This is a genomic window from Halovenus marina (genome assembly GCF_051414115.1).
GTDB lineage: Archaea > Halobacteriota > Halobacteria > Halobacteriales > Haloarculaceae > Halovenus > Halovenus marina.
This window is the reverse complement of the sequence record NZ_JBLKNZ010000001.1, coordinates 2,410,971-2,429,858: the sequence shown is the minus strand read 5'-3', so window position 1 is coordinate 2,429,858 and position 18,888 is coordinate 2,410,971. Positions and strand designations below refer to the sequence as shown.

Annotated in this window: 17 protein-coding genes; 6 read left to right on the top strand and 11 right to left on the bottom strand. The window is 63.0% G+C overall.

All coding sequences use genetic code 11. The annotated features are described in order from the left end of the window. Positions 1-58 precede the first annotated feature (58 nt). On the top strand, positions 59-1,363 hold the full coding sequence (gene aspS, locus ACMGFL_RS12390) for an aspartate--tRNA(Asn) ligase (protein WP_436935845.1): 1,305 nt from the start codon (positions 59-61) through the stop codon (positions 1,361-1,363). Positions 1,364-1,585: 222 nt separating this feature from the next. Here the strand turns inward: aspS and ACMGFL_RS12385 are convergent, their stop codons facing one another. Beyond that, a complete protein-coding gene (locus ACMGFL_RS12385; RefSeq protein ID WP_436935844.1) occupies positions 1,586-1,834 on the bottom strand; it encodes an MTH865 family protein in 249 nt (82 codons plus the stop codon). Positions 1,835-1,960: 126 nt separating this feature from the next. Here ACMGFL_RS12385 and ACMGFL_RS12380 point away from each other — a divergent pair, with 126 nt between their 5' ends. Next, positions 1,961-2,095: a hypothetical protein gene (locus ACMGFL_RS12380; protein ID WP_436935843.1), complete on the top strand. Its 135-nt coding sequence runs from the start codon at positions 1,961-1,963 to the stop codon at positions 2,093-2,095. 37 nt (positions 2,096-2,132) lie between these two features. Here ACMGFL_RS12380 and pstA read toward each other — a convergent pair whose 3' ends face one another. The 3 genes from pstA to ACMGFL_RS12365 all read right to left on the bottom strand — a co-directional run bounded on the left by pstA (position 2,133) and on the right by ACMGFL_RS12365 (position 5,993). Next, entirely contained in the window at positions 2,133-3,896 is a 1,764-nt protein-coding gene (pstA, locus tag ACMGFL_RS12375) for a phosphate ABC transporter permease PstA (protein ID WP_436935842.1), read from the bottom strand. Position 3,897: 1 nt separating this feature from the next. Further along, entirely contained in the window at positions 3,898-4,872 is a 975-nt protein-coding gene (pstC, locus tag ACMGFL_RS12370; protein ID WP_436935841.1) for a phosphate ABC transporter permease subunit PstC, read from the bottom strand. 95 nt (positions 4,873-4,967) lie between these two features. After that, positions 4,968-5,993: a PstS family phosphate ABC transporter substrate-binding protein gene (locus ACMGFL_RS12365; protein WP_436935840.1), complete on the bottom strand. Its 1,026-nt coding sequence runs from the start codon at positions 5,991-5,993 to the stop codon at positions 4,968-4,970. 294 nt (positions 5,994-6,287) lie between these two features. On the opposite strand from ACMGFL_RS12365, the gene ACMGFL_RS12360 reads away from it, so the two are divergent. Then, positions 6,288-6,710 (top strand): arsenate-mycothiol transferase ArsC, encoded by a 423-nt coding sequence (locus ACMGFL_RS12360; RefSeq protein ID WP_436935839.1) that lies wholly within the window; start codon positions 6,288-6,290, stop codon positions 6,708-6,710. A 28-nt stretch (positions 6,711-6,738) separates the two neighbouring features. Here ACMGFL_RS12360 and ACMGFL_RS12355 read toward each other — a convergent pair whose 3' ends face one another. The 5 genes from ACMGFL_RS12355 to ACMGFL_RS12335 form a co-directional block, all read right to left on the bottom strand. Next, a complete protein-coding gene (locus ACMGFL_RS12355; protein WP_436935838.1) occupies positions 6,739-7,530 on the bottom strand; it encodes an HAD-IIA family hydrolase in 792 nt (263 codons plus the stop codon). 80 nt (positions 7,531-7,610) lie between these two features. Then, positions 7,611-8,660 (bottom strand): sensor histidine kinase, encoded by a 1,050-nt coding sequence (locus tag ACMGFL_RS12350; RefSeq protein ID WP_436935837.1) that lies wholly within the window; start codon positions 8,658-8,660, stop codon positions 7,611-7,613. A 73-nt stretch (positions 8,661-8,733) separates the two neighbouring features. Continuing rightward, complete coding sequence (locus tag ACMGFL_RS12345) at positions 8,734-10,173, bottom strand: PH domain-containing protein (protein WP_436935836.1); 1,440 nt, start codon at positions 10,171-10,173, stop codon at positions 8,734-8,736. Continuing rightward, positions 10,170-10,649, bottom strand: a complete 480-nt coding sequence (locus ACMGFL_RS12340; protein WP_436936451.1) for a PH domain-containing protein — start codon at positions 10,647-10,649, stop codon at positions 10,170-10,172. The genes ACMGFL_RS12345 and ACMGFL_RS12340 overlap by 4 nt, the downstream gene beginning before the upstream one ends. Positions 10,650-10,854: 205 nt before the next feature. Further along, the gene (locus ACMGFL_RS12335) at positions 10,855-13,044 is read right to left on the bottom strand and encodes a PAS domain-containing sensor histidine kinase (RefSeq protein WP_436935835.1); all 2,190 of its coding nucleotides are present in this window, start codon (positions 13,042-13,044) and stop codon (positions 10,855-10,857) included. Between the two features lie 383 nt (positions 13,045-13,427). Here ACMGFL_RS12335 and ACMGFL_RS12330 point away from each other — a divergent pair, with 383 nt between their 5' ends. The 3 genes from ACMGFL_RS12330 to ACMGFL_RS12320 all read left to right on the top strand — a co-directional run bounded on the left by ACMGFL_RS12330 (position 13,428) and on the right by ACMGFL_RS12320 (position 16,953). Continuing rightward, the gene (locus tag ACMGFL_RS12330; RefSeq protein ID WP_436935834.1) at positions 13,428-14,999 is read left to right on the top strand and encodes an ATP-binding protein; all 1,572 of its coding nucleotides are present in this window, start codon (positions 13,428-13,430) and stop codon (positions 14,997-14,999) included. Positions 15,000-15,042: 43 nt separating this feature from the next. After that, positions 15,043-16,335, top strand: a complete 1,293-nt coding sequence (locus ACMGFL_RS12325; protein WP_436935833.1) for a beta-propeller fold lactonase family protein — start codon at positions 15,043-15,045, stop codon at positions 16,333-16,335. Positions 16,336-16,458: 123 nt separating this feature from the next. Then, the gene (locus tag ACMGFL_RS12320; RefSeq protein WP_436935832.1) at positions 16,459-16,953 is read left to right on the top strand and encodes a cupin domain-containing protein; all 495 of its coding nucleotides are present in this window, start codon (positions 16,459-16,461) and stop codon (positions 16,951-16,953) included. 30 nt (positions 16,954-16,983) lie between these two features. Here the strand turns inward: ACMGFL_RS12320 and ACMGFL_RS12315 are convergent, their stop codons facing one another. Both ACMGFL_RS12315 and ACMGFL_RS12310 read right to left on the bottom strand, forming a co-directional pair. Then, a complete protein-coding gene (locus ACMGFL_RS12315; protein WP_436935831.1) occupies positions 16,984-17,337 on the bottom strand; it encodes a DsrE family protein in 354 nt (117 codons plus the stop codon). Positions 17,338-17,454: 117 nt separating this feature from the next. After that, the gene (locus ACMGFL_RS12310; RefSeq protein ID WP_436935830.1) at positions 17,455-18,885 is read right to left on the bottom strand and encodes a dihydrolipoyl dehydrogenase; all 1,431 of its coding nucleotides are present in this window, start codon (positions 18,883-18,885) and stop codon (positions 17,455-17,457) included. Positions 18,886-18,888 lie beyond the last annotated feature (3 nt).

Genomic DNA, 18,888 nt, shown 5'->3' with positions numbered 1-18,888 from the left:
GTATCCGACAGTCAGGTCGAAAGACCGAATTTAAGTCAGGCCGAGCGGAACTGACCCTATGGACACACGGACACACGCGGCGGCGGCGACCCCCGGAGAGACCGTCAGGGTCGCTGGCTGGGTGCACGAAATCCGCGACCTGGGTGGTATCGCTTTCCTCATTCTGCGAGACGGAAGTGGAAAGATACAGATCAAATTCGAGAAAGAGGAGATGGACGACGACCTGGTCGAGACAGGATTGAGCGTCCACCGCGAGAGCGTTATCGCCGTGACTGGCGATGTCGAAACCGAGGAGCGCGCGCCGACGGGCGTCGAACTCGTTCCCGACGAGGTGGAGGTCATCGCCGAAGCCGACCCCGAGTTGCCGCTGGACCCGTCGGGGAAGGTTGAGGCCGACCTTTCGACGCGGCTGGACAACCGAACACTCGACTTGCGCAAGGACGAAGTCAAGGCCATCTTCGAGATTCGCGCCGAGATGCTCCAGTCAGTTCGCGAGGCGTTTCGGTCGCTCGGCTGTACGGAGATCAACACGCCGAAAATCGTCGCGACCGGAACCGAGGGCGGGACGGAACTGTTCCCGGTCACGTACTTCGGCCGCGAGGCCTTCATGAACCAGAGCCCGCAACTGTTCAAACAGCTGATGGTCGGCTCTGGTCTGGAGCGCGTCTTCGAGATTGGACCGATCTTCCGCGCCGAGGAGCACAACACGCCCCGGCATCTCAACGAGGCGACGAGCATCGACTTCGAGGCCGCATTCACCGACGAACAGGGGGCGATGGACGCCTGCGAGAATATTGTCCGTGCGGCCTACGGCGGCGTCGCGGAGAACTGTCAGGGTGCTCTGGAAGCACTCGGACTGGACGAGGAGTTCGAGGTTCCGACCGAGCGGTTCCCGCGGATCACCTACGAGGAGGCTATCGAGCGAGTCAACGCGACGGGCGAACTCGACGAACAGCTATTCTGGGGTGACGACCTCTCGACGGAAGCCGAGCGGGCGCTCGGTGACGATGTCGGCAGCCACTACTTCGTCACCGAGTGGCCAAGTGAGATCAAACCCTTCTACATCAAAGACCACGACGACGACGAGGAGCTTTCGACCGGCTTCGACCTGATGCACCCGCGACTGGAACTCGTCTCGGGCGGGCAGCGCGAACACCGCCACGACCGCCTGATCGAGGGCTTCGAGCAGCAGGGACTGGAACCCGAGGCGTTCGAGTACTACACGAAGATGTTCCGTTACGGCATGCCGCCACACGCTGGCTGGGGACTGGGCGCGGAGCGACTCGTGATGACGATGCTCGGGCTGGACAACATCCGCGAAGCCGTGCTGTTCCCGCGAGACCGGCAGCGACTGTCGCCGTAGGCGACGGCGTCGTCTGTCGAACGAGTGTTCGGAAGTCGAGCGAAGCGAGTCTTCCGGTGTTCCCGCGAGACCGCCAGCGACTCTCTCCGTAGCGAAGTCACTAGAAGTCAGCGAGAACGCAAGAGACGAGCGCCGTGCGGCTCATACTGTCGGCTGTAACATCTCGAAAATAATTCGCCACCCAGGGTGGCGAATATTTGTACGCACTTACAGCCGACAGTATCAGATAAGGCCCTGTTCTTCGAGTTCGTCCATCACGTCGTCGACGAAGGCGTCGACGCTCTCGTAGGGGAAGTCACCGCTGAGTTTGGTGTTGAGCTCCATCGCTGTCATCGAGAAGTCCCCGGACTCGAACTTCGTCGAGGGACCCTGTGGCAGCGCCGGAACGAGGTCCATGGGGCTGTTGATCGGATAGTCTGCTCCCTCGAACGCGTCGATGAACTGTTGGCGCAGGTCGTCGTGGTCAACCATACCGCCTTATTGGCGACCGGCGTGAAAAAAGGTTGGAGTCGGGAGAACTTTACCGGTATTTTGAGTTTATCAGATCGGTCGGTCGTAACAGCGCTTATGTGTCTCAGTGTCTATCTTTCACGTGTCATGTGTCACTGCTTCACGTCCGTCGAGGAACTGAGCGAGGCGGAACGAGCAGAAGTACTCGAAGCGCACACCGAATCGGAACTTCGCGCGGAGTATTCGAGTGCGGAACTCGCAGCGCTCGGCATCGAGGCCTGAACAGAGAACTTCTTTGCAGTAATCGTGGTTTCGCCGTTTAGACGTCGTTTTCCGCACGATTTCGGAGGATGATCGCCGTCGCGTTCATGCCTAAGAGGACGATCAAAAGCGTCACGACGCCTGCGGCGACGACGCCGTAGCGGAACTCCGGCTGGAAGTAATCTGACCACGCATAGATCTGCATCGGCATCGCACTGAACGTGCTCCAGAGACTGTTCGGCGCGCTGAAGACAGTCGACGCAGCCCCGATCATGATAAGCGGTGCGGTTTCACCGATGGCCCGACCGAGCGCGAGGATAATCCCGGTCAGAATGCCCGGGAACGCCTGTGGCAGCACGACGTTTTTCGTCGTCTGCCAGCGGGTCGCGCCCATCGCGTCAGAGCCACGGCGCATTTCGTCGGGAACCGCGCGAATGGCTTCCTGTGCGGAGATGATTGTGATCGGAAGAATGAGCAGAGAGAGCGTCAGCGAGGCCGTCACGGCCGTCCCGTAGCCGAATCCGAGGAGGTTCGCAAATAGCGCAAGCCCGAGCAGGCCGTACACGACCGAAGGAACGGCCGCAAGATTCGCGATATTGATCTGAATGAGCCGCGTGATGCGTCCGACCCAACCGGTGTCCGAGGTGTACTCTTCGAGGAGAACGGCCGTCCCGACGCCGAGGATAAAGGAGATGACCGCCACGAGCGCGATGATGATGACCGAGCCGACGATTGCGGGGTACAGCCCCGCATCGACGGCGGTCTGTGAGTGGACACTCGTCACGTAGGAGAGGTTGAGCCACGAGTCCGGCGCGCTGAACCCGAAGGTGTTCACGAGGAACGCCCCGGCGAGGGTTCCGGCAACGATGATGACGGGCAACGCCAGTCCGGGTGTTCCCTCGCGAGACTCGACGACGCGGGAGACGTACATGGTGACGACAGTGGCCGGAACTGCGAGGAGAACGACCGTTGTCCCGGACGGAAGCACGGTGTCGCCGACGGCCAATCCAACAGCACCTGCTACCAGTGGGACGCCGCCCGCGACTGCGACCGCGCCCCGGTGACTGTCACGCGCGTACATGAGTCCAGCCGCGGTCACCGCGAGCGGAACCGCGAACGTCCAGATGAAGATGATATCGGCCGTGGGATAGACGCTGACAACGGGCTGGATCAGCGTTCCGACGATGACGCCAGCGATACCGACCGGCACGACGAACGTCGAAAGCGACGGACGGGAGCGACTGGCGGCGTACACTGCGACTGCCGGAACGACACCGAGCGTGTACGCGAAAAACCACAGCAGCGGGTCGAAGACGATGAAGAGAATACTGAGCGCGATCCCCAGCGCCCCCCCTCCGAGAAGCCGACCGATCAGGCCGAACCCGGTTCGTCCGATTGGCTCTCTGCTACCGAGGAAGATCACGTACCCCGTGACGGGGACGACGACGAGAAACAGATACGCGAGTTGCCACGTGAGTGCGGGGATCGGCCGGATCAGCTGTTCGAAGCCGGTAAACAGCACTGCCGTGGCGAGGAGTCCGCCACCCAGTGTGAGCACGGTCTGTCGAGTCAGCGCTCGGTCGCTGGCGCTGTAGAGACAGAAACCGACCAGCGGCAGGACGAGCGTCAGATAGTACGTCAGCAGCCACTCGGGACTCGCGTTCGTCAGGTCGAACGCGTCCATGAACACGTAGATCAGCAAGATGGCAAGCGAGACGATCCCGAGTACCGACGCCCCGAAGGAAAGCGCCTTGAAGACTCGCCCTTTGACTCTGCTCACCGTCCCGAAATCCACGTCGGTCTCGTCGTGTTCGATAGCCATCTCAGTATTCCTCCCGGTAGCGTTCGGCGATGATGTCGCTGAGGATATTCATGATGAGCGTTACCACAAACAGCGCCAACCCGAGCGCGAACATGGCGTCGTAGGGCAGCGTTCCGCCGATGAGATCCCCACCAGCGATCTGCACCATCGCGACTGTGATCGTCATGCCAGAATCGAGGAGGACCTCGCCGGGATGGAAGTACGGGATCCCGAACACGGTCTCGTTGACCGTTGGCATCCGCGCCTGTGCGCCCATCGCGACGACGACGATCATCGTCTCCCCGATAGCTCGTGAGACGGCGAGAATGTACGAGGAGACGATCCCCGAAATCGACGCCGGGATCACGACGCCGGTCGAGACCTGAAACTTCGTCGCGCCGAGGCCGTACCCCGCCTGTCTGAGACTGTCCGGAACCGCGTTCATCGCGTCCTCCGAGATAGAGGACACCATCGGGATCGTCATGATGCCGATCATCAGCGACGCCGACAGCGCGTTGAACGTACTCATTGAGGGAAACAGCGTCGCCTGCAGCGCCGGTGTCACGTACACGAGCGCAAAGTACCCGTACACCACTGTGGGAATACCGGCGAGAATTTCGAGCATCGGCTTGAGCACCGAGCGCACATTCGGTGAGGCGTACTCACTCAGGTAGATGGCGGTGAGCGTTCCGATGGGAAGTGCGATAAACGCTGCTGTGAACGTGACTGTCAGCGTCCCGATGACCAGTGGGACAATCCCCCATTCGAACCCTCCGCCAGCCGGACTCGGACTCCAGTCCGTCCCGAAGAAAAAGTCAGCAAATGGAACTTCCGAGAAGAAGGCGACCGCATCTGCGAGCAACGTTGCGAAGATACCGACCGTCGTCAACAGGGTGATCACTGCACAGATGGCAAACAGACCGCCGTACGTGCTCTCCTTGATCTGCTTCAGGCGGTTCGTCCGCCCGAGATCCGGCGTTTCTGCGGCGTCGCTCACTCACGATCACCCCGACGGGGTGATCCTGTGTCGTGCGCTCTCCCGGGGCGGTCGTCGGCTGCCGTCTGTGCGGCGGTACACCCAGACATCTCTGCTTAGTTTTGCGCAGTCTCGATTGCGTCTTCAAGCTTTTCCATCTGTTCTTGCTGTTTGTCCTCGGTCAGGGGCACGTATCCGACGTCGTTCGCGACGAGTTGTTCGTTCGTGGTCTGTTCGACGACGAAGCGGGCGAACTCCGCGACGTGCTCCTCGGCCAGCGCGCCGACCGAGGGATAGGTGAACAGCGGTCGGGAGAGGGGCTGATACTCGCCGCTCGCCGCGGTGTCCAGACTCGGTTCGACGGGACCGTCCCCGTTGTCGATCGGGACGGGGGTGATCTGGTCCTGGTTCTGGTACCAGTACGCGAAGCCGAAGTAGCCGATCGCGTACTCGTCGCCCGCGACGCCCGCTGCGATCGAGTTGTCCTGTTCGGTCGCCTGGTAGTCGTCGGTGTGTCCACCCTCTTCGCCTGTCACGTTCGAGATGAAGTAGTCGTACGTGCCCGATGTGTCCGGGGCACCGAACCGGTTGATCTCCTCGTCGGGCCACTCGTCGCGAATCTCGCTCCACGTCTGGGCGGGGTCTGCCTTCCAGATCTGTGCGAGTTCCTCGACGGTCAGGTAGTCGACGAAGTCGTTGTCGTTGTTGATGACGACCGTCACCGCGTCCGTCGCAAGGACGAGTTCGACGTAGTCGATGTCGTTGTCCTCACAGAGTTGCTCCTCTTCTGCCTTGATCGGTCTACTCGCGTTGTTGAACTCGCTTGCGCCGACACAGAAGTGATTCGAGAAGCCAGCCCCCGATCCGGTCGGGGTGAGGTCAACGTTGACCTTATCGTGGTCGTTGCTGAACTCCTCGCTCATCGCGACCATCAGCGGGTAGACGGTGCTGGACCCCCGGATGGTGATCGAACCAGAGAGTTCCCCTGAACCGTCGTCGCCGCTTCCGTCATCGCCGCTTCCGTCGTCGCCGCTGCTGTCACTGGTACAGCCTGCGAGCGCGAGTGCCCCCGCACTCCCCGACGCCGCGATGAACTTTCGCCTCGATAGCACCGGACGCTGACTGGATTTGCCGTCCGTCATTACCTGCACGTCCCATCGGTTCGTATATGAACGCTACTAATTGGTATATACTTCGCCCCATAAGTGTATATTGCCCTCGGTAGCAAAATAGAGGGCTATATAGTCGAATGTAGCTGTACATCGCACTTCGATCTACTCCCGATATTCTGGCAGTAGCGGTCCTGAGACTACCAAAACAGTGATGGTGACGTCCGTTCAAGTTGCGGCTGTGACCAGGATGTGCCCAGCCATCGGACGGCGACCGCTCGACGAGCGTGAGACAACCACTGAGACGTTCGGGACGGGGGAGTTGGGATGAAACTCGCCTTCGTCTGTGTGCAAAACGCTGGCCGGTCGCAGATGTCGGCGGCCTTCGCGGAGCGCGAGCGCGAGCGTCGCGGACTCGACGACGTGGAGATCGTCACCGGCGGCACCCATCCGGCCGACGAGGTCCACCCCGAGGTGGTCGAGACGATGGCCGAACTCGACATCGACCTGTCCGGCAGCGTGCCCCGCGAGGTTTCGACCGCTGAACTCGAATCCTGTGACGTGGTAGCGACGATGGGCTGTTCGACGCTCGAACTCGACGCCGAGACCGACGTGCGCGACTGGGCGCTGCCGGATCCCGACGGCGAGTCTCCAGAACGGGTTCGCGAGATTCGCGAGCTCGTCCGCGAGCACGTCGAAGCGCTCTTCGACGAGATAGAAAGTCGTCACGAACAGGATACAGCGGCCTGATTCCCGAGAGGCGCTGCCAGAATCTTCGTCAGACCAGATCGTCGAGCACTGTCTCGATATCTCCGAGTCCGTCGAGGACGTAATCGGGGTCGACGTTGCTGTCGGGAATGTCCTCGGGGTCAGCCACGCCCGAGCAGACGAGCACCGTCGTCATCCCGGCTCGGTCACCCATCGCGAGGTCCGTATCGAGTCGGTCACCGACGACGAGACACTCCGCTGGGGGGACGCCGAGCCGATCCAGCGCGAGCGAGAGCGAGGCCTCTGATGGCTTGCCAAGAATTGCATCGGGCTCGCGACCGAGAACGGCCGCGACGGACCCGATGATCGCGCCCGATCCGGGGACGAATCGGTCGTTCGCTTCCGGGAACACCCGGTCGGGGTCGGTGCCGAGAAACGGCGTCCCGTCGGGCGCGGCACGGAGTGCGTCGTCGAGGTCCTCGTACCCGAACGTCGGCGTCCACGAGGCGACGAGCACGTCGGTCCGGTCGGGGTTGTCGGTGATGGTCAGCCCGGCCGAGCGAAGCTGGTCTGCGAGCGCCTCGGAGCCGATCAGATAGACCGTATCGTCGGCGTGGTGTTCGTCGAGATACTCGGTCGTGGCGACGCCCGCCGAGCAGGCCTCGCCAGGTCTGACGTCGAGTCCGAGCCCCGAGAGATGCTCGACGTACTCGTCGCCGTCCTTGGTCGGGTTGTTCGAGAAAAAGAGCAGATCCAGCCCGACGTCACGGAGGGCGTCGACCCCGGTGGAAGCGCCGGGCAGCAACTCGTCACCGCGGTACACCGTCCCATCGAGATCGATTATCGCACCGCCGACAGTCATACGGATCTGTTGGGGCGCAGCGTGAATAACCCCGGCGGTTTCAGCGTGACTCCGGCTTTCGAGCCCGATGCTGGTGTTCGTCAGTAGAATTCGACACCCGTAACTTCGATGCGAGTCCCGTCGCTCTCGCTGTCTGCGAGCGAGACCGTCCAGCCGTGTGCGCGCGCAATCTCGCGGACGATGGCGAGGCCGAGTCCCGTCCCCTGCGCGGTCGAGACACCCGGTTCGAAGGCCCGCTCGTGAGCGCGGTCGGGGACGCCCGGTCCGGTGTCTGCGACGTAGAAGCCATCCTCGAACGTTCCGACGGTGACAGTCACCGGCGGATCCCCGTGTTCGATCGCGTTGTCGAGCAGTTGCCCCAGCAGTTCGCGGAGCCGATCCGGGTCGGCAACGATCGGGCCGCCAGCATCGGTGGTCAGCGTCGCGTGCTCGGTCTCCCGGTCCGCCCACAGGTCGGTCGCGAAGGTTTCGAGGTCGGCCGGTGCGGTCCCGTCGACTGTGTCGCGTTGCCGGGCGAAGGTGATCCCGTTCTCGATGATCGCGTTCATGCGGCGCAGCGAGCGGTCGAGTCTGTCGAGCTGTTCCTGGTCGCCGTCGAGCAGTTCCACGGTGCTTCGAGCGACGTTGAGCGGATTTCGGAGGTCGTGTGAGACGACCGTCGCGAACTCGTCGAGCCGGTTCGTTCGCTGGTCGAGCGCACGTTCACACGCTTCGAGTCGCCTGCTCGCCCTGACAGCCTGTCGGAGCCGATTTGTAATGCACGCTGTCTCCCGCCCCGCAGGCATCCCGCCGCGAACGATGATCTCCGACACCTCGTCCTCGATCGGTTCGATCTCGGCCCACGCGCCGTCTGTGACCACGACGAACGGCGTCGTCTCGGTGCGCTCGCGAACTCCCGCGAAGACGTCAGCAAGCGCCGTCCCACCGAGGTTGGTCCCACTGAGAACGCAGTCGAAACCCTCCCTTTCGAGTCGTTCAAGCGCCTCGTCGTGGCGCGGTTCGACTGTCACGTCGAACTGCTCTGCGCCGAGCGCATCGAGCGTTCGTTCGGCGACTGGATCGCCGACGGCGAGGACGTCGACCCTCTCTGTTCCCCCGTTCGTGTTTCTCCCCCACATCGGATCGCTCATCAGTCAGATACGTTCGTGTTCCCTGCATGATAGTGTTTGTGGCGTCCACGGGGTCAGAGCGGTGAACGTGGGGTCAGAGGCGTGCGGTGTCACGGCGAGCGAGCGCAGTCTGAAAGCGGTCGTGGACCTGCTCGCGGAGGGTTCGTGCCGTCTCGATGTCCACGTCGAGGACGACGGCGTCGCCGCCCCAGAACCCGCCCGAGGAGGCGGTGTCGACGACGAGCGTACCGAGGTCCCGGCGGCGCTGGAAAATCGTCTGTGAGTCCGAGACCGTCTGGACTCGATAGTACGGGACGATGGTCGTCTGCCGACTCCAGAATCCCGACTGAGTGACGATGTAGTTGTCCTCACAGTAGTAGCCCAGATTCCGCCATTTCAGGTGCGCGGCGGGCGGGACAAACACGACTAGCGCTGCTGTCGCGTACCAGAGCGGGAGCGATTCGCTCACAACGTGGACGAGTCCGGCAAGCCCGGTCAGAACCGCGACTACGATGGTGTATCGGGCGAGATAGCGCTGGCGTGCTCGCTTTGGCGGTCGGGTAAAGGAGATCTCCCCGACGTTTTCTATCGTGCGTGCGAGCTCGAACACCCGGTCACGTCGTGCGATCGGCACGGCTGACTCGACGGTATCATCACCCTGTCCAGGGGCGTAGCCTGCGGTTTCGATCACCAGACTGCCGTACCCAATTGCCCGGGCGAGTACGTTCTCGCGGATCATCAGCGTCTGTACCTTCGAGAGCGGTATGGTGCCGGTGTATCGCTGGAGCAGTCCACGCTCGTAGCGGAGTTCCTCCTCGTGGCGGAGCAGCCGAAAGCCGTAGTAGCGCAGGATGGCCTGCACGCCGCTGAGTACCCAGAGTGCGAGCAGGCCAGCAATCGCCACACCCGGCCCGAGCAGGAGCAACAGCTCTGTTCTCGGCCCGACCTCCTGCACGAGTCGAGGAGAGATGAGCGAGAGCCCGACGGCGATAAGCCCCAGCAGACGGAGGTTCGCCGACGTAACCCCGAGGAGTCCGAGTTCGCGCTGGGTAAGCTCGAAGAGGATATCGTCGGTCGCCCCCGGGTCGCGCTCGCTCACCTCGGTCTTGCGGTCGCTGATGAGTTCCTGGAGTCTGACCGCCTCCCCTCGGCTGACGTAGCGAAGCCGCGCCTCGGTGGAGCCGCCGCCCGCAGTTTCGAGTCGAACCTCCGCGAGACCGAGCGCACGCTGGACGATGTTCTGGGCGATGTCGACGTTCTGGACGCGCTCGAAGGGGATTTCCCGCTCGCGACGGGAGAACACGCCCGAGCGGATGTCGAAGGTGTCTGCGGTAATCTCGTACTCGAAGCGCCTGACGTACGCGCTCTCCCAGGCGGCGAGTGCCGCGATGCCGATCAGGCCGAAGACAATAATTCCCGGAATATTGACGCCGACGCCGCCACCGGAGACCAGCGACGACAGCACGAACACACCGACCAGGCGCAGTCCGTTCTCGAAGATCCGGTAGGGAACTGACCGCCCGTCGAGTTTCATAGTGCGTCGTCACCCTCGGCTTCGATTGCGAGTTCCTTCACGCGCTGCTGGAGGTCCCGCGCCTGCTCGGGGGTGAGCCCGGGAATCGAGACGTCAGCACCCCGTGACCCGGCTGTGTACACGACGAGGGTAGAGAGCCCCAGCGCCCGTTCGAGCGGGCCGCGACTGGTGTCGACGTGCTGGATCCGGACGTAGGGAACGAGCGTGCGGACGTGGGTGAACACGCCGCGTTCGAGGTAGATGGTGTCCGCCCGGATCTGATACACCCAGCGTCGGTAGTGCAACAACACCCAGACGGCCCCCGCGACGACGAGCGTCACACCGACGAGTAACGCGAAGGCGGGGTGGACACCCACACCGACCATCACTGTCCCGACGACAACTCCGAGCAGCACCAGCAGGGCCGTCGCCTTGATCCCCCAGAGGAGTCGAACGTCGGGGGACAGCGAGAGCCGGTCTGTCGTGTAGGTCTCGATCCGGGCCGCCGATTCCGTCTCCGACGAATCGCTCCGGTCGACCGGTGTCGTGTCAGTCACCTCGTGGCTGTCAGTCGAGCCGTCGCGGTCGACCTCGCGTCGGTCGGTCGTGGCGTCGGAATCGACGCACCCGTCGCTTTCGGCCGATTCCCCATCATCCTCGTCGCGCCCGTCGCTCATCACCGGGTGATCGGTCGGTGGGCTGTTAAGTCCCCGGATGCGTTTCGTGATCGGCCTGCGTGACGTCGTGGAACTCGAATCGTGCACCGCCAGCACGCCCCTCGCAGACGGTTATCTCCCAGTCGTGTGCTTCGGCAATCTGGCTGACGATTGCGAGGCCGAATCCAGTACCGTCCTCAGAGGTCGTGACGCCCGATTCGAGCACGCCGTCTCGCTTGTTCGGCGGGATGCCAGGCCCGTCGTCTTCGACGTAGAAGCCATCGCCGAGCGTCCCGACGTGGACCGCGGCGTCTGCTCCGGCGTGTTCGCGCGCGTTTCGGAACAGGTTCTCGAACAGTTCCGTCACCCGGGACATGTCCATCAACAGAGTCGCATCGCTGTCGACTGTGAGCGTCATCGCCTGCGTGTTGACGTGGTCCCACGCGGCCTGTGTGACGATCGCGAGTGATTCCGGTTTCGGGTCGAGGACGCTCTTGCCGTGTTTGGCAAGTGCGAGCAACTCGTCGATGAGCGCCGACATCCGGTCGATTGCCGTCCTGATCTCGTTGTGGGCCTGTCCGGGGTCGTCTGCCGCCTTCGCCTCTTCGAGATGGACGTCCATGACGTTCAGCGGGTTCCGCAGGTCGTGCGCGACGGTTCGTCCGAAGTTTTCGAGGCGGTCGTTCTGTCGCTGTAGTTCCCGTTGCTGTTCTTTTAACTCCGTGATGTCGCGGTTGACGGCCACGAAGCCGGTGAGTTCGCCGTCGTCGGTGAGCGGTGCGATAGTCTGGTCGATGACGTAGCGTTCGCCGTCCTCGCGCTCGTTGATGACTTCCCCCTGCCACACTTCGCCGTCGAGGACCGTCTCCCAGAGGTCCCGATAGAAGGCGTCGTCGTGTTCGCCGGATTTGAGTATCGCAGGCGTGTTTCCGATGGCGGTGTCGCGGTCGTAGCCGGTCATCTCCTCGAAGGCGGGGTTGACGTACTCGATGGTGCCGTCGGTGTCGGTCACGACGACGGCGTGACCAGCCTGTTCGACCGCCTCGCGGAACATCCGGAGTTCGCGTTCGCGCTCTTTGCGCTCGGTGATGTCGCGGTTGATCGCGACGAAGCCAGTGAGGTCGCCGTCGTCGGTGATCGGTGCGATGGTCTGGTCGATGACGTAGCGTTCGCCGTCCTTGCGTTCGTTGATGATCTCGCCGTTCCAGACTTCCCCGCTGCAGATCGCTCCCCAGAGGTCCCGATAGAAGGCGTCGTCGTGTTCACCGGATTTGAGTATCGCAGGCGTGTTTCCGATGGTGGTGTCGCGGTCGTAGCCGGTCATCTCCTCGAAGGCGGGGTTGACGTACTCGATGGTGCCGTCGGTGTCGGTCACCAGTATCGCGTGGCCGGCCTGTTCGACCGCCTCGCGGAACATCCGGAGTTCGCGTTCGCGCGCTCTGCGCTCGGTGATGTCGCGATTGATGGCGACGAAGCCAGTGATCTCACCGGCGTTCGTGATCGGTGCGATGGTCTGGTCGATGACGTAGCGTTCGCCGTCCTTGCGCTCGTTTGTGATCTCACCCGTCCAGATTTCACCGGCCGTGATCGTCTCCCAGAGGTCCCGATAGAAGTCGTCGTCGTGTTCGCCGGAGTTGAGTATCGCGGGGGAGTCCCCCCGCAGTTCCGAGAGGTCGTAGCCGGACAGTTCCTCCATGGTCGGATTGGCGTAGGTGATTGTGCCGTCGGTGTCGGTCACCAGGATTGCGTGACCCGCGTGTTCGATCGCCGCGTAGAGATCCTGCAGGGTCTGCTGCTGTCTGGCGATTGTGACGCAGTTTTCGATCCGTGTCGCAAGTAGTTCGTACCGCTTTTCCCCGGTGTCCTTCTCGAGATAGTCGTCCGCGCCGAGATGGATCGCTTCGCTTGCGACGTGTTCGGACCCCTGTCCAGCAAAGAGAACGAAGGGCAACTCGGGTTCGTGCTCTTTCACTGCCTGTAGCAATTCGAGACCGTCCATCTCCGGCATCGCGTAGTCACTCACCACGCAGTCAATCTCGCTTGACCGTCGCAACAAATCGAGCGCGGCCGTCGCATCGGTCTCAATCTGCACCTCGAACCCGTGTTCGTCTTCGAGGTACGCCCCGACTAGCTGTGCGAATTCGCCGTCGTCGTCGACGACGAGCACTGTCGTCGTCGCTGTGATCCCCTCGATACCGTCGCCCCCGCGGTCGTTCACGCGTCGTGCTTCGGGCATGGTCCTCATCTCGTATTTGAATCGTTCACAGCGCGGCCACAGCGTTTCGTCTGTTTCGCGTCTGTTCGTCCGACCGCAGCACCACTGCGTTCAAGCGCGGCAGTACACGGTGGCCCAGTGGCTCTCTCAGTTCCACACGACGAGCGCGAACTGCGTCCACCCGCAGTTCGATAGTTCCATCCTGCTGTGAGCATATGTGTCGGTTTGCAGAAACGGATATATAAACGGGCGGCTGGTTCTTGATGGATGATAATGAATATCTGAATCGATGTGTACGGACCACATCCGATCGACAGCAGTTCGTGTGACACCTGTCATCTGCTGGGACGATCGGCATTCTCTGCCCCATAACACTATCACTCGTCACGTTCTGTGCTCTCATAATGACGTGGCGATCTGTCTCACTCAGTGGACTCCTGATCGCGCTTATCGGCTTTGCGCTCACTCGCTTTACCGTCACGCTCGCCGCGAACGACTCGGCCGTCCAGTTTCTCTTTGCGGGTATCGCTCCGCTGGTGCTCGGCCTGTCACTGGCAGCGTTCGGGGTGATCCTCTCTGTCGGTGCCTACGACCGGGAACTGGTGCGGACGACCGCTGTCTGGTGTGTGCTCGGAACCGCCACGATGGGTGTTCTCGTCGTCATGACAATTCTGGGGACCCAGCCGGATTTGATGGCGATGGGGGAGGTTCGCGACCAGACCTATCTCTCGAATTTCCTGATCGGTGGGGCCGTCGGCGGGACGCTGACAGGGCTGTACGCGGCGCGGAACCGTCGACACCGGCGGGAACTCAGACGGCAGGCGAACCGGCTGGTGTTGCTCAATCGCCTGCTCCGAGATAAGGTCATCAACGCCGCGACGGCGATAAAGGGGCACTCGGAGCTACTCACCGACCAGCACAGAGCAGACTCGGCGGCGGTCGTCAGCGACCAGGCGCAAAACGTGATCGACATCGTCGAGGACATCAAGTACATCTCGGAGACCGCAGACCGCTCGTCGATTACGCTCGGCTCCGTCGACGTCGTGACCTGTCTCGACGAAGAGATCGAACGCATCCGCGAGGAGTATCCCGCTGCCGAAATCGAGTGGACGCCACCGACGACGGAGATCAGCGTCCGCGCCAACGCCCAGCTCGCGGAGGTGTTCCGACAGTTGCTGGAAAACAGCGTCGCGTACAGCGACGCCGAGACGCCGCGGGTTCGCGTCTCGGTCACCCCGTCGCCCAGCGACGTCGTCGTCGACATCTCCGATAAGGGCCCCGGACTCCCGGCCGAACAGCAGGCGCTGCTGGAACGCGGTGAGATCGCGGAGTTCGACGACCCGACCACTGGGTTCGGGCTGAACATCGTCCGATTGCTCACGGAGAGCTTCGACGGGACGATTACGACGGCCGTCGATGACGGCACGACGGTCTCAGTCAGACTCCCACGGGCTGGCGAGAACGCCGCCACGAACTCGCGGACGCTGACCACACCCGGCGTCGAACCGTCTCGCATCGGACTCACCATCGTGACCGCGCTGGTCGCGGGCGTCGCGATGACCGTCGCGATGAACGCCGTTGGCGGCTCGCTCCCGATTATCGGTGCGCTCTACGGGATTCAGAACCCCGTCGTCGGGATGATCAGCCACGAGTTTCACAGCGTCGTCTTCGGTCTCGTGTACGCGGGTATCCTCTCGGTCGGATCGGCACGGCTCACGAGCGGACTCCGGAATCGGCTGCTGATCGCAGTCGCCTTCGGCCTCGTTCTCTGGCTGTTCGCGGCGGGCGTCGTCATGCCGTTCTGGCTCCAACTCGTCGGTATCCCCGCGAGCGTTCTGAATCTGACGGCGACGTCGCTGTTCGGGCACGTCGTCTGGGCACTCACGCTCGGCACGCTGTATCAGTACGGCGACCGCTGGCTCATTGATCGAGAACTCGATACGCGTGACGTGTTGGGGTATCTCGACCGACTCTGACCCCAGTGCGAAGTGTCTTTGTGACGTGTGACCAAAGACACGTGTGACAGACCAGCGACTCTATCCAAATGCAGGTGGTGACGGACGCCCTCGCGGACGAGGTGTCTCACGCCGTGGCGTCCTGGCTGGGTCGGCCGCCGTCGGAACTGCGGCCACGGCGGGCTGTCTCGGCGGTAACGATGAAACTGGGTCCGACGAGGACGCCGCGTCGGATGGAACCGACCCGGACACGACCGAAGCGGCGACGGTCTACGTGTTCAACACCGGCGACGGGACGGTGAGTCTCGTCGACGTCGAACGCGACGAAGTCGTCGAGACTGTCGCGGTGGGGCTGACCTCATCGTTCCCGTCGAACCAGTTTTCGCCGCGCCTGACAGATGCCACGAGGGAGTCGCTCTGGATAAACGCAGGCGAGAGCGTTCGCGCACTCGGCGTCGAGACGCTCTCGGAACTCGCGAGCGTCGAAACCGGATCCGGCGCGAACTGGCAGGAGCGCACGCCCGATGGCTCCCATCTCGTCGTCAGCGCCCGCGAACCGGCTCACAGACAGTTCCGGATCGACGCCGATCCGAACTCGTCGGACTTCGGGGCCGTCACCGGCGAGATCGACCGTCGGTCCGAAGGCGGCCGCGGGACCAACGACGGCCCCGGGCCGTGTGACGTGACGATTCATCCCGACGGCGAGTACGCCTACGTCCCCGATCTGTTTGGCGACACGCTGACAGTTCTCGACGTCGAAGCGTTCGAGATCCACCGACAGATCGAGGTCGACTCCAGAGACGGCGTTCCCCCGGAACCCTGGATGGGAACTGCCGCGTGGGACGGCGAGCGGATGCTGGTCGAGCACAACGCGGGCGACCGCGGCAGCGAGAGTATCTGGGACGTGAGTGACCCGACAGAACCCACGGAACTCGCTCGCTTGACGCCCGCGGACGGACTCGGTGACGGCCCTCTGACCAGTGAGATCGGCCCGGACTCGGAGACGGGCTACGTGTTCACGCCGGGGACCGAGGACGTGACGGTCGTCGACCTCGGCGAGGAAATTGTGGTGGACCGACTCGACCTCGGGGGACAGGCCTTCGTCGGCACCTGGGATCCTGACCGAGCGAAGCTGTACGTTCCGGTGCAGACGACCGACGAGGTGGCCGTGATCGACCACGAACAGGGCGAGATAACGACCACGATCGACGTCGGTGCCGAACCCTACGGAGCAACCTCGGCCAGCATTCGACCGTCGTCGGTCTCGGAGAATATCCAGACGCGACTGGCGAGTCTCACAGGCGAGTACGAGACGACCTACTGTATCGGTGAGTGTGCGTGCGGTCATCAGCTGTGAGTGCGAATCGCGGTGCTCGCGCTGTTGACCGTGTTCGGCGTCAGACTCGTCCTCGCTGGACTCGGCGTCGCTTGACGGTCAGATCAGCGGGGATATGATAAGACTCGGCGGAATAGTGGGGGTATGGAGAAGGTTCGCATCGACGAGGTCGAAAACAGCGTCCAGCCAGCGGCGGTGATGCGTCCCCTCACCGACGCACTCGGGACGACCGACCTCGCGCTCAACTACTACGAACTCGAACCGGGAGACAGCTTCGCCTTTGCCTATCACAGCCACGAGATTCAGGAGGAGGTGTTTTACGTGCAGGAGGGAACCGCGACATTCGAGACTGAGAACGGGCCAGTCACGGTCGAGGCGGGCGAAATCGTCCGATTCGCTCCGGGAGAACTCCAGCGCGGCTGGAACCGCGGTGACGAACCGGTTCGGGCGCTCGCGCTCGGCGCGCCCCTCGAATACGGCGAGCAACAGACACTCCGATACTGCTCGGACTGCGAGGAGCAGACCGACAACCGACTGGAGCGGACCGACGACGACTCCGCAGTCGTCGCGTACTGTGAAGAGTGCGGTGCTGAGACGGGGCGGTGGTATCGCGGATCGATGGATGGGGAGGTTCCGTAATCGCTTCAGAAGGGGTGTGTTCAACCGCGTCTAGAACGTGAGGACTTCGTAGCCGTCGTCAACCAGCGAGCGAACGCTCGGGTGGCCGTCGTGGTCGTCGAGCGTGACGACGCCCGCGTCGGCGACGGCGTCCGCGACGCCGAACGCGCCGGAACAGAAGTCACAGACGGAGGTGTCCTCGCGCAGAGACTGGTAGAGTTCGTGATGGTTGTGGTCCTCGTCTTCGAGTTCCGGGACCCACTGGGTGCCCGCGCCGTCGAATATGAGTTCCACCTCATCGCCGTGTTCAGCGAACTCCTTTGCCGTTTCGAGGCCGTTCAGGAGGCGGCCAGCGTTCTCGTGTCCTTCGGTACCAGCAAGGATGATGACTGCTGCGTTTGTCATTACACCTCTCTGTACGACCCCCACAGTCACTCCCGTTTGGGGGAACTGTATCGTGTTCGCCTGTGCGAGAAACGTTTATATAGGGGTGACGCTCGCCCCGCTCGTCGACCACGCCAGTCAGTGCGAGTGCTGTGAGTGTCCGCCACGGTTGAACTGTCCCGAAAACCCACGCTGGACGACCTCGGAGAGTGCCGGATGAATGTGGACCGACTCACGGATGTCCTGCACGGTGCCCGACCCCGCTTTCATCGCCACGACGACTTCCTGAACGAGGGTGGATGCGTCCGGGCCGATGATGTGACAGCCGAGAATCTCCCCATCTAGACCGATGATCGCCTTCAGGAAACCGTCGGCCTTCATCGCGTCCCCCCGTGCGGTCTCGTCGTAGCGGTAGGTGCGCGTCGCGTACTCGCGGCCCGCCTCTTTGAGTTCCGACTCGTGTGCGCCGACGCCAGCGACTTCGGGCGAGGCGAACACGGCGAAGGGCATCGCGGTGTAATCGACCGGCTGGAGTTTCTCCCCAAAGAGGTTTCGCGCGACGGCCTGTGCTTCGTGGTTCGCGCTGTGTTTCAGCAGGTACTCGCCGACGATGTCACCGAGTGCCCACACGCCTTCTGCGGTCGTCCGGAGATACTCGTTGGTCTCTACGAACCCACGGTCGTCCGTTTCGACGCCCGCCGCGTCGAGGTTGAGCGTGTCCGTGTTCGGAGTCCGTCCAGCAGCGACGAGCAGTTCGTCCCCCGTCACCGTCACGGCGTCGCCGTCGACGATACCGCCGCCGTCGCCGTACTCGTAGGGGTGTGCCTCGACAGTCACCTGCCCGTCGCTCTCGAAGACGCTGGTCGCCGCGTGGCCGGTGTGAACGGTAAACCGCTCGGCGTACCGCTCGGTGAACGCCGCTGCGACCTCCGCGTCGGCCTCGGGAAGCAGGTTCGGCCGCCGTCCGATGATCGTCACGTCGCTCCCGAACGCCCCGAAGAAATGGCCGAGTTCGGCCGCGATGTAGCCGCCGCCGACGACGACGAGGTGATCCGGTGGCGTCTCCAACTGGAGTGCTTCGGTACTGGTCAGGTAGTCGACGCTCTCGATGCCGTCGATGTCGGGAATCGCGGGGCGCGTTCCGGCGGCGATCAACACTGTGTCGGCCCGAACGCGCGTCCCGTCGTCTTCGCCGCCGGAGATCTCGACCGTTCGCTCGTCGACGAATCGACCCTCTCCCTCGAACAGCGTGTGCCGAGACGACGACCGGAGTCCCCGGCGGATCGACTCCGAGTCGGCCTGCACCTCCTCGTTCACCTCGCGGACGATGTCGGCGAAGTCGACGTCGGTGACTTCGGCGTCGATGTGGAACTCACCCGCACGCTCGACCGTTTCGAGCACGTCCGCGTGATACAGCAGTAGCTTCGAGGGGATACAGCCACGGTTGAGACAGGTGCCACCGAGCGAGCCTTTCTCGACGACTGCGACCGACTGGCCGCGCTGGACAGCGGCGTTTGCGACGTCGAGACCCGAACCTGACCCGATGACCAAGAAGTCGACCTGTTCCATGTG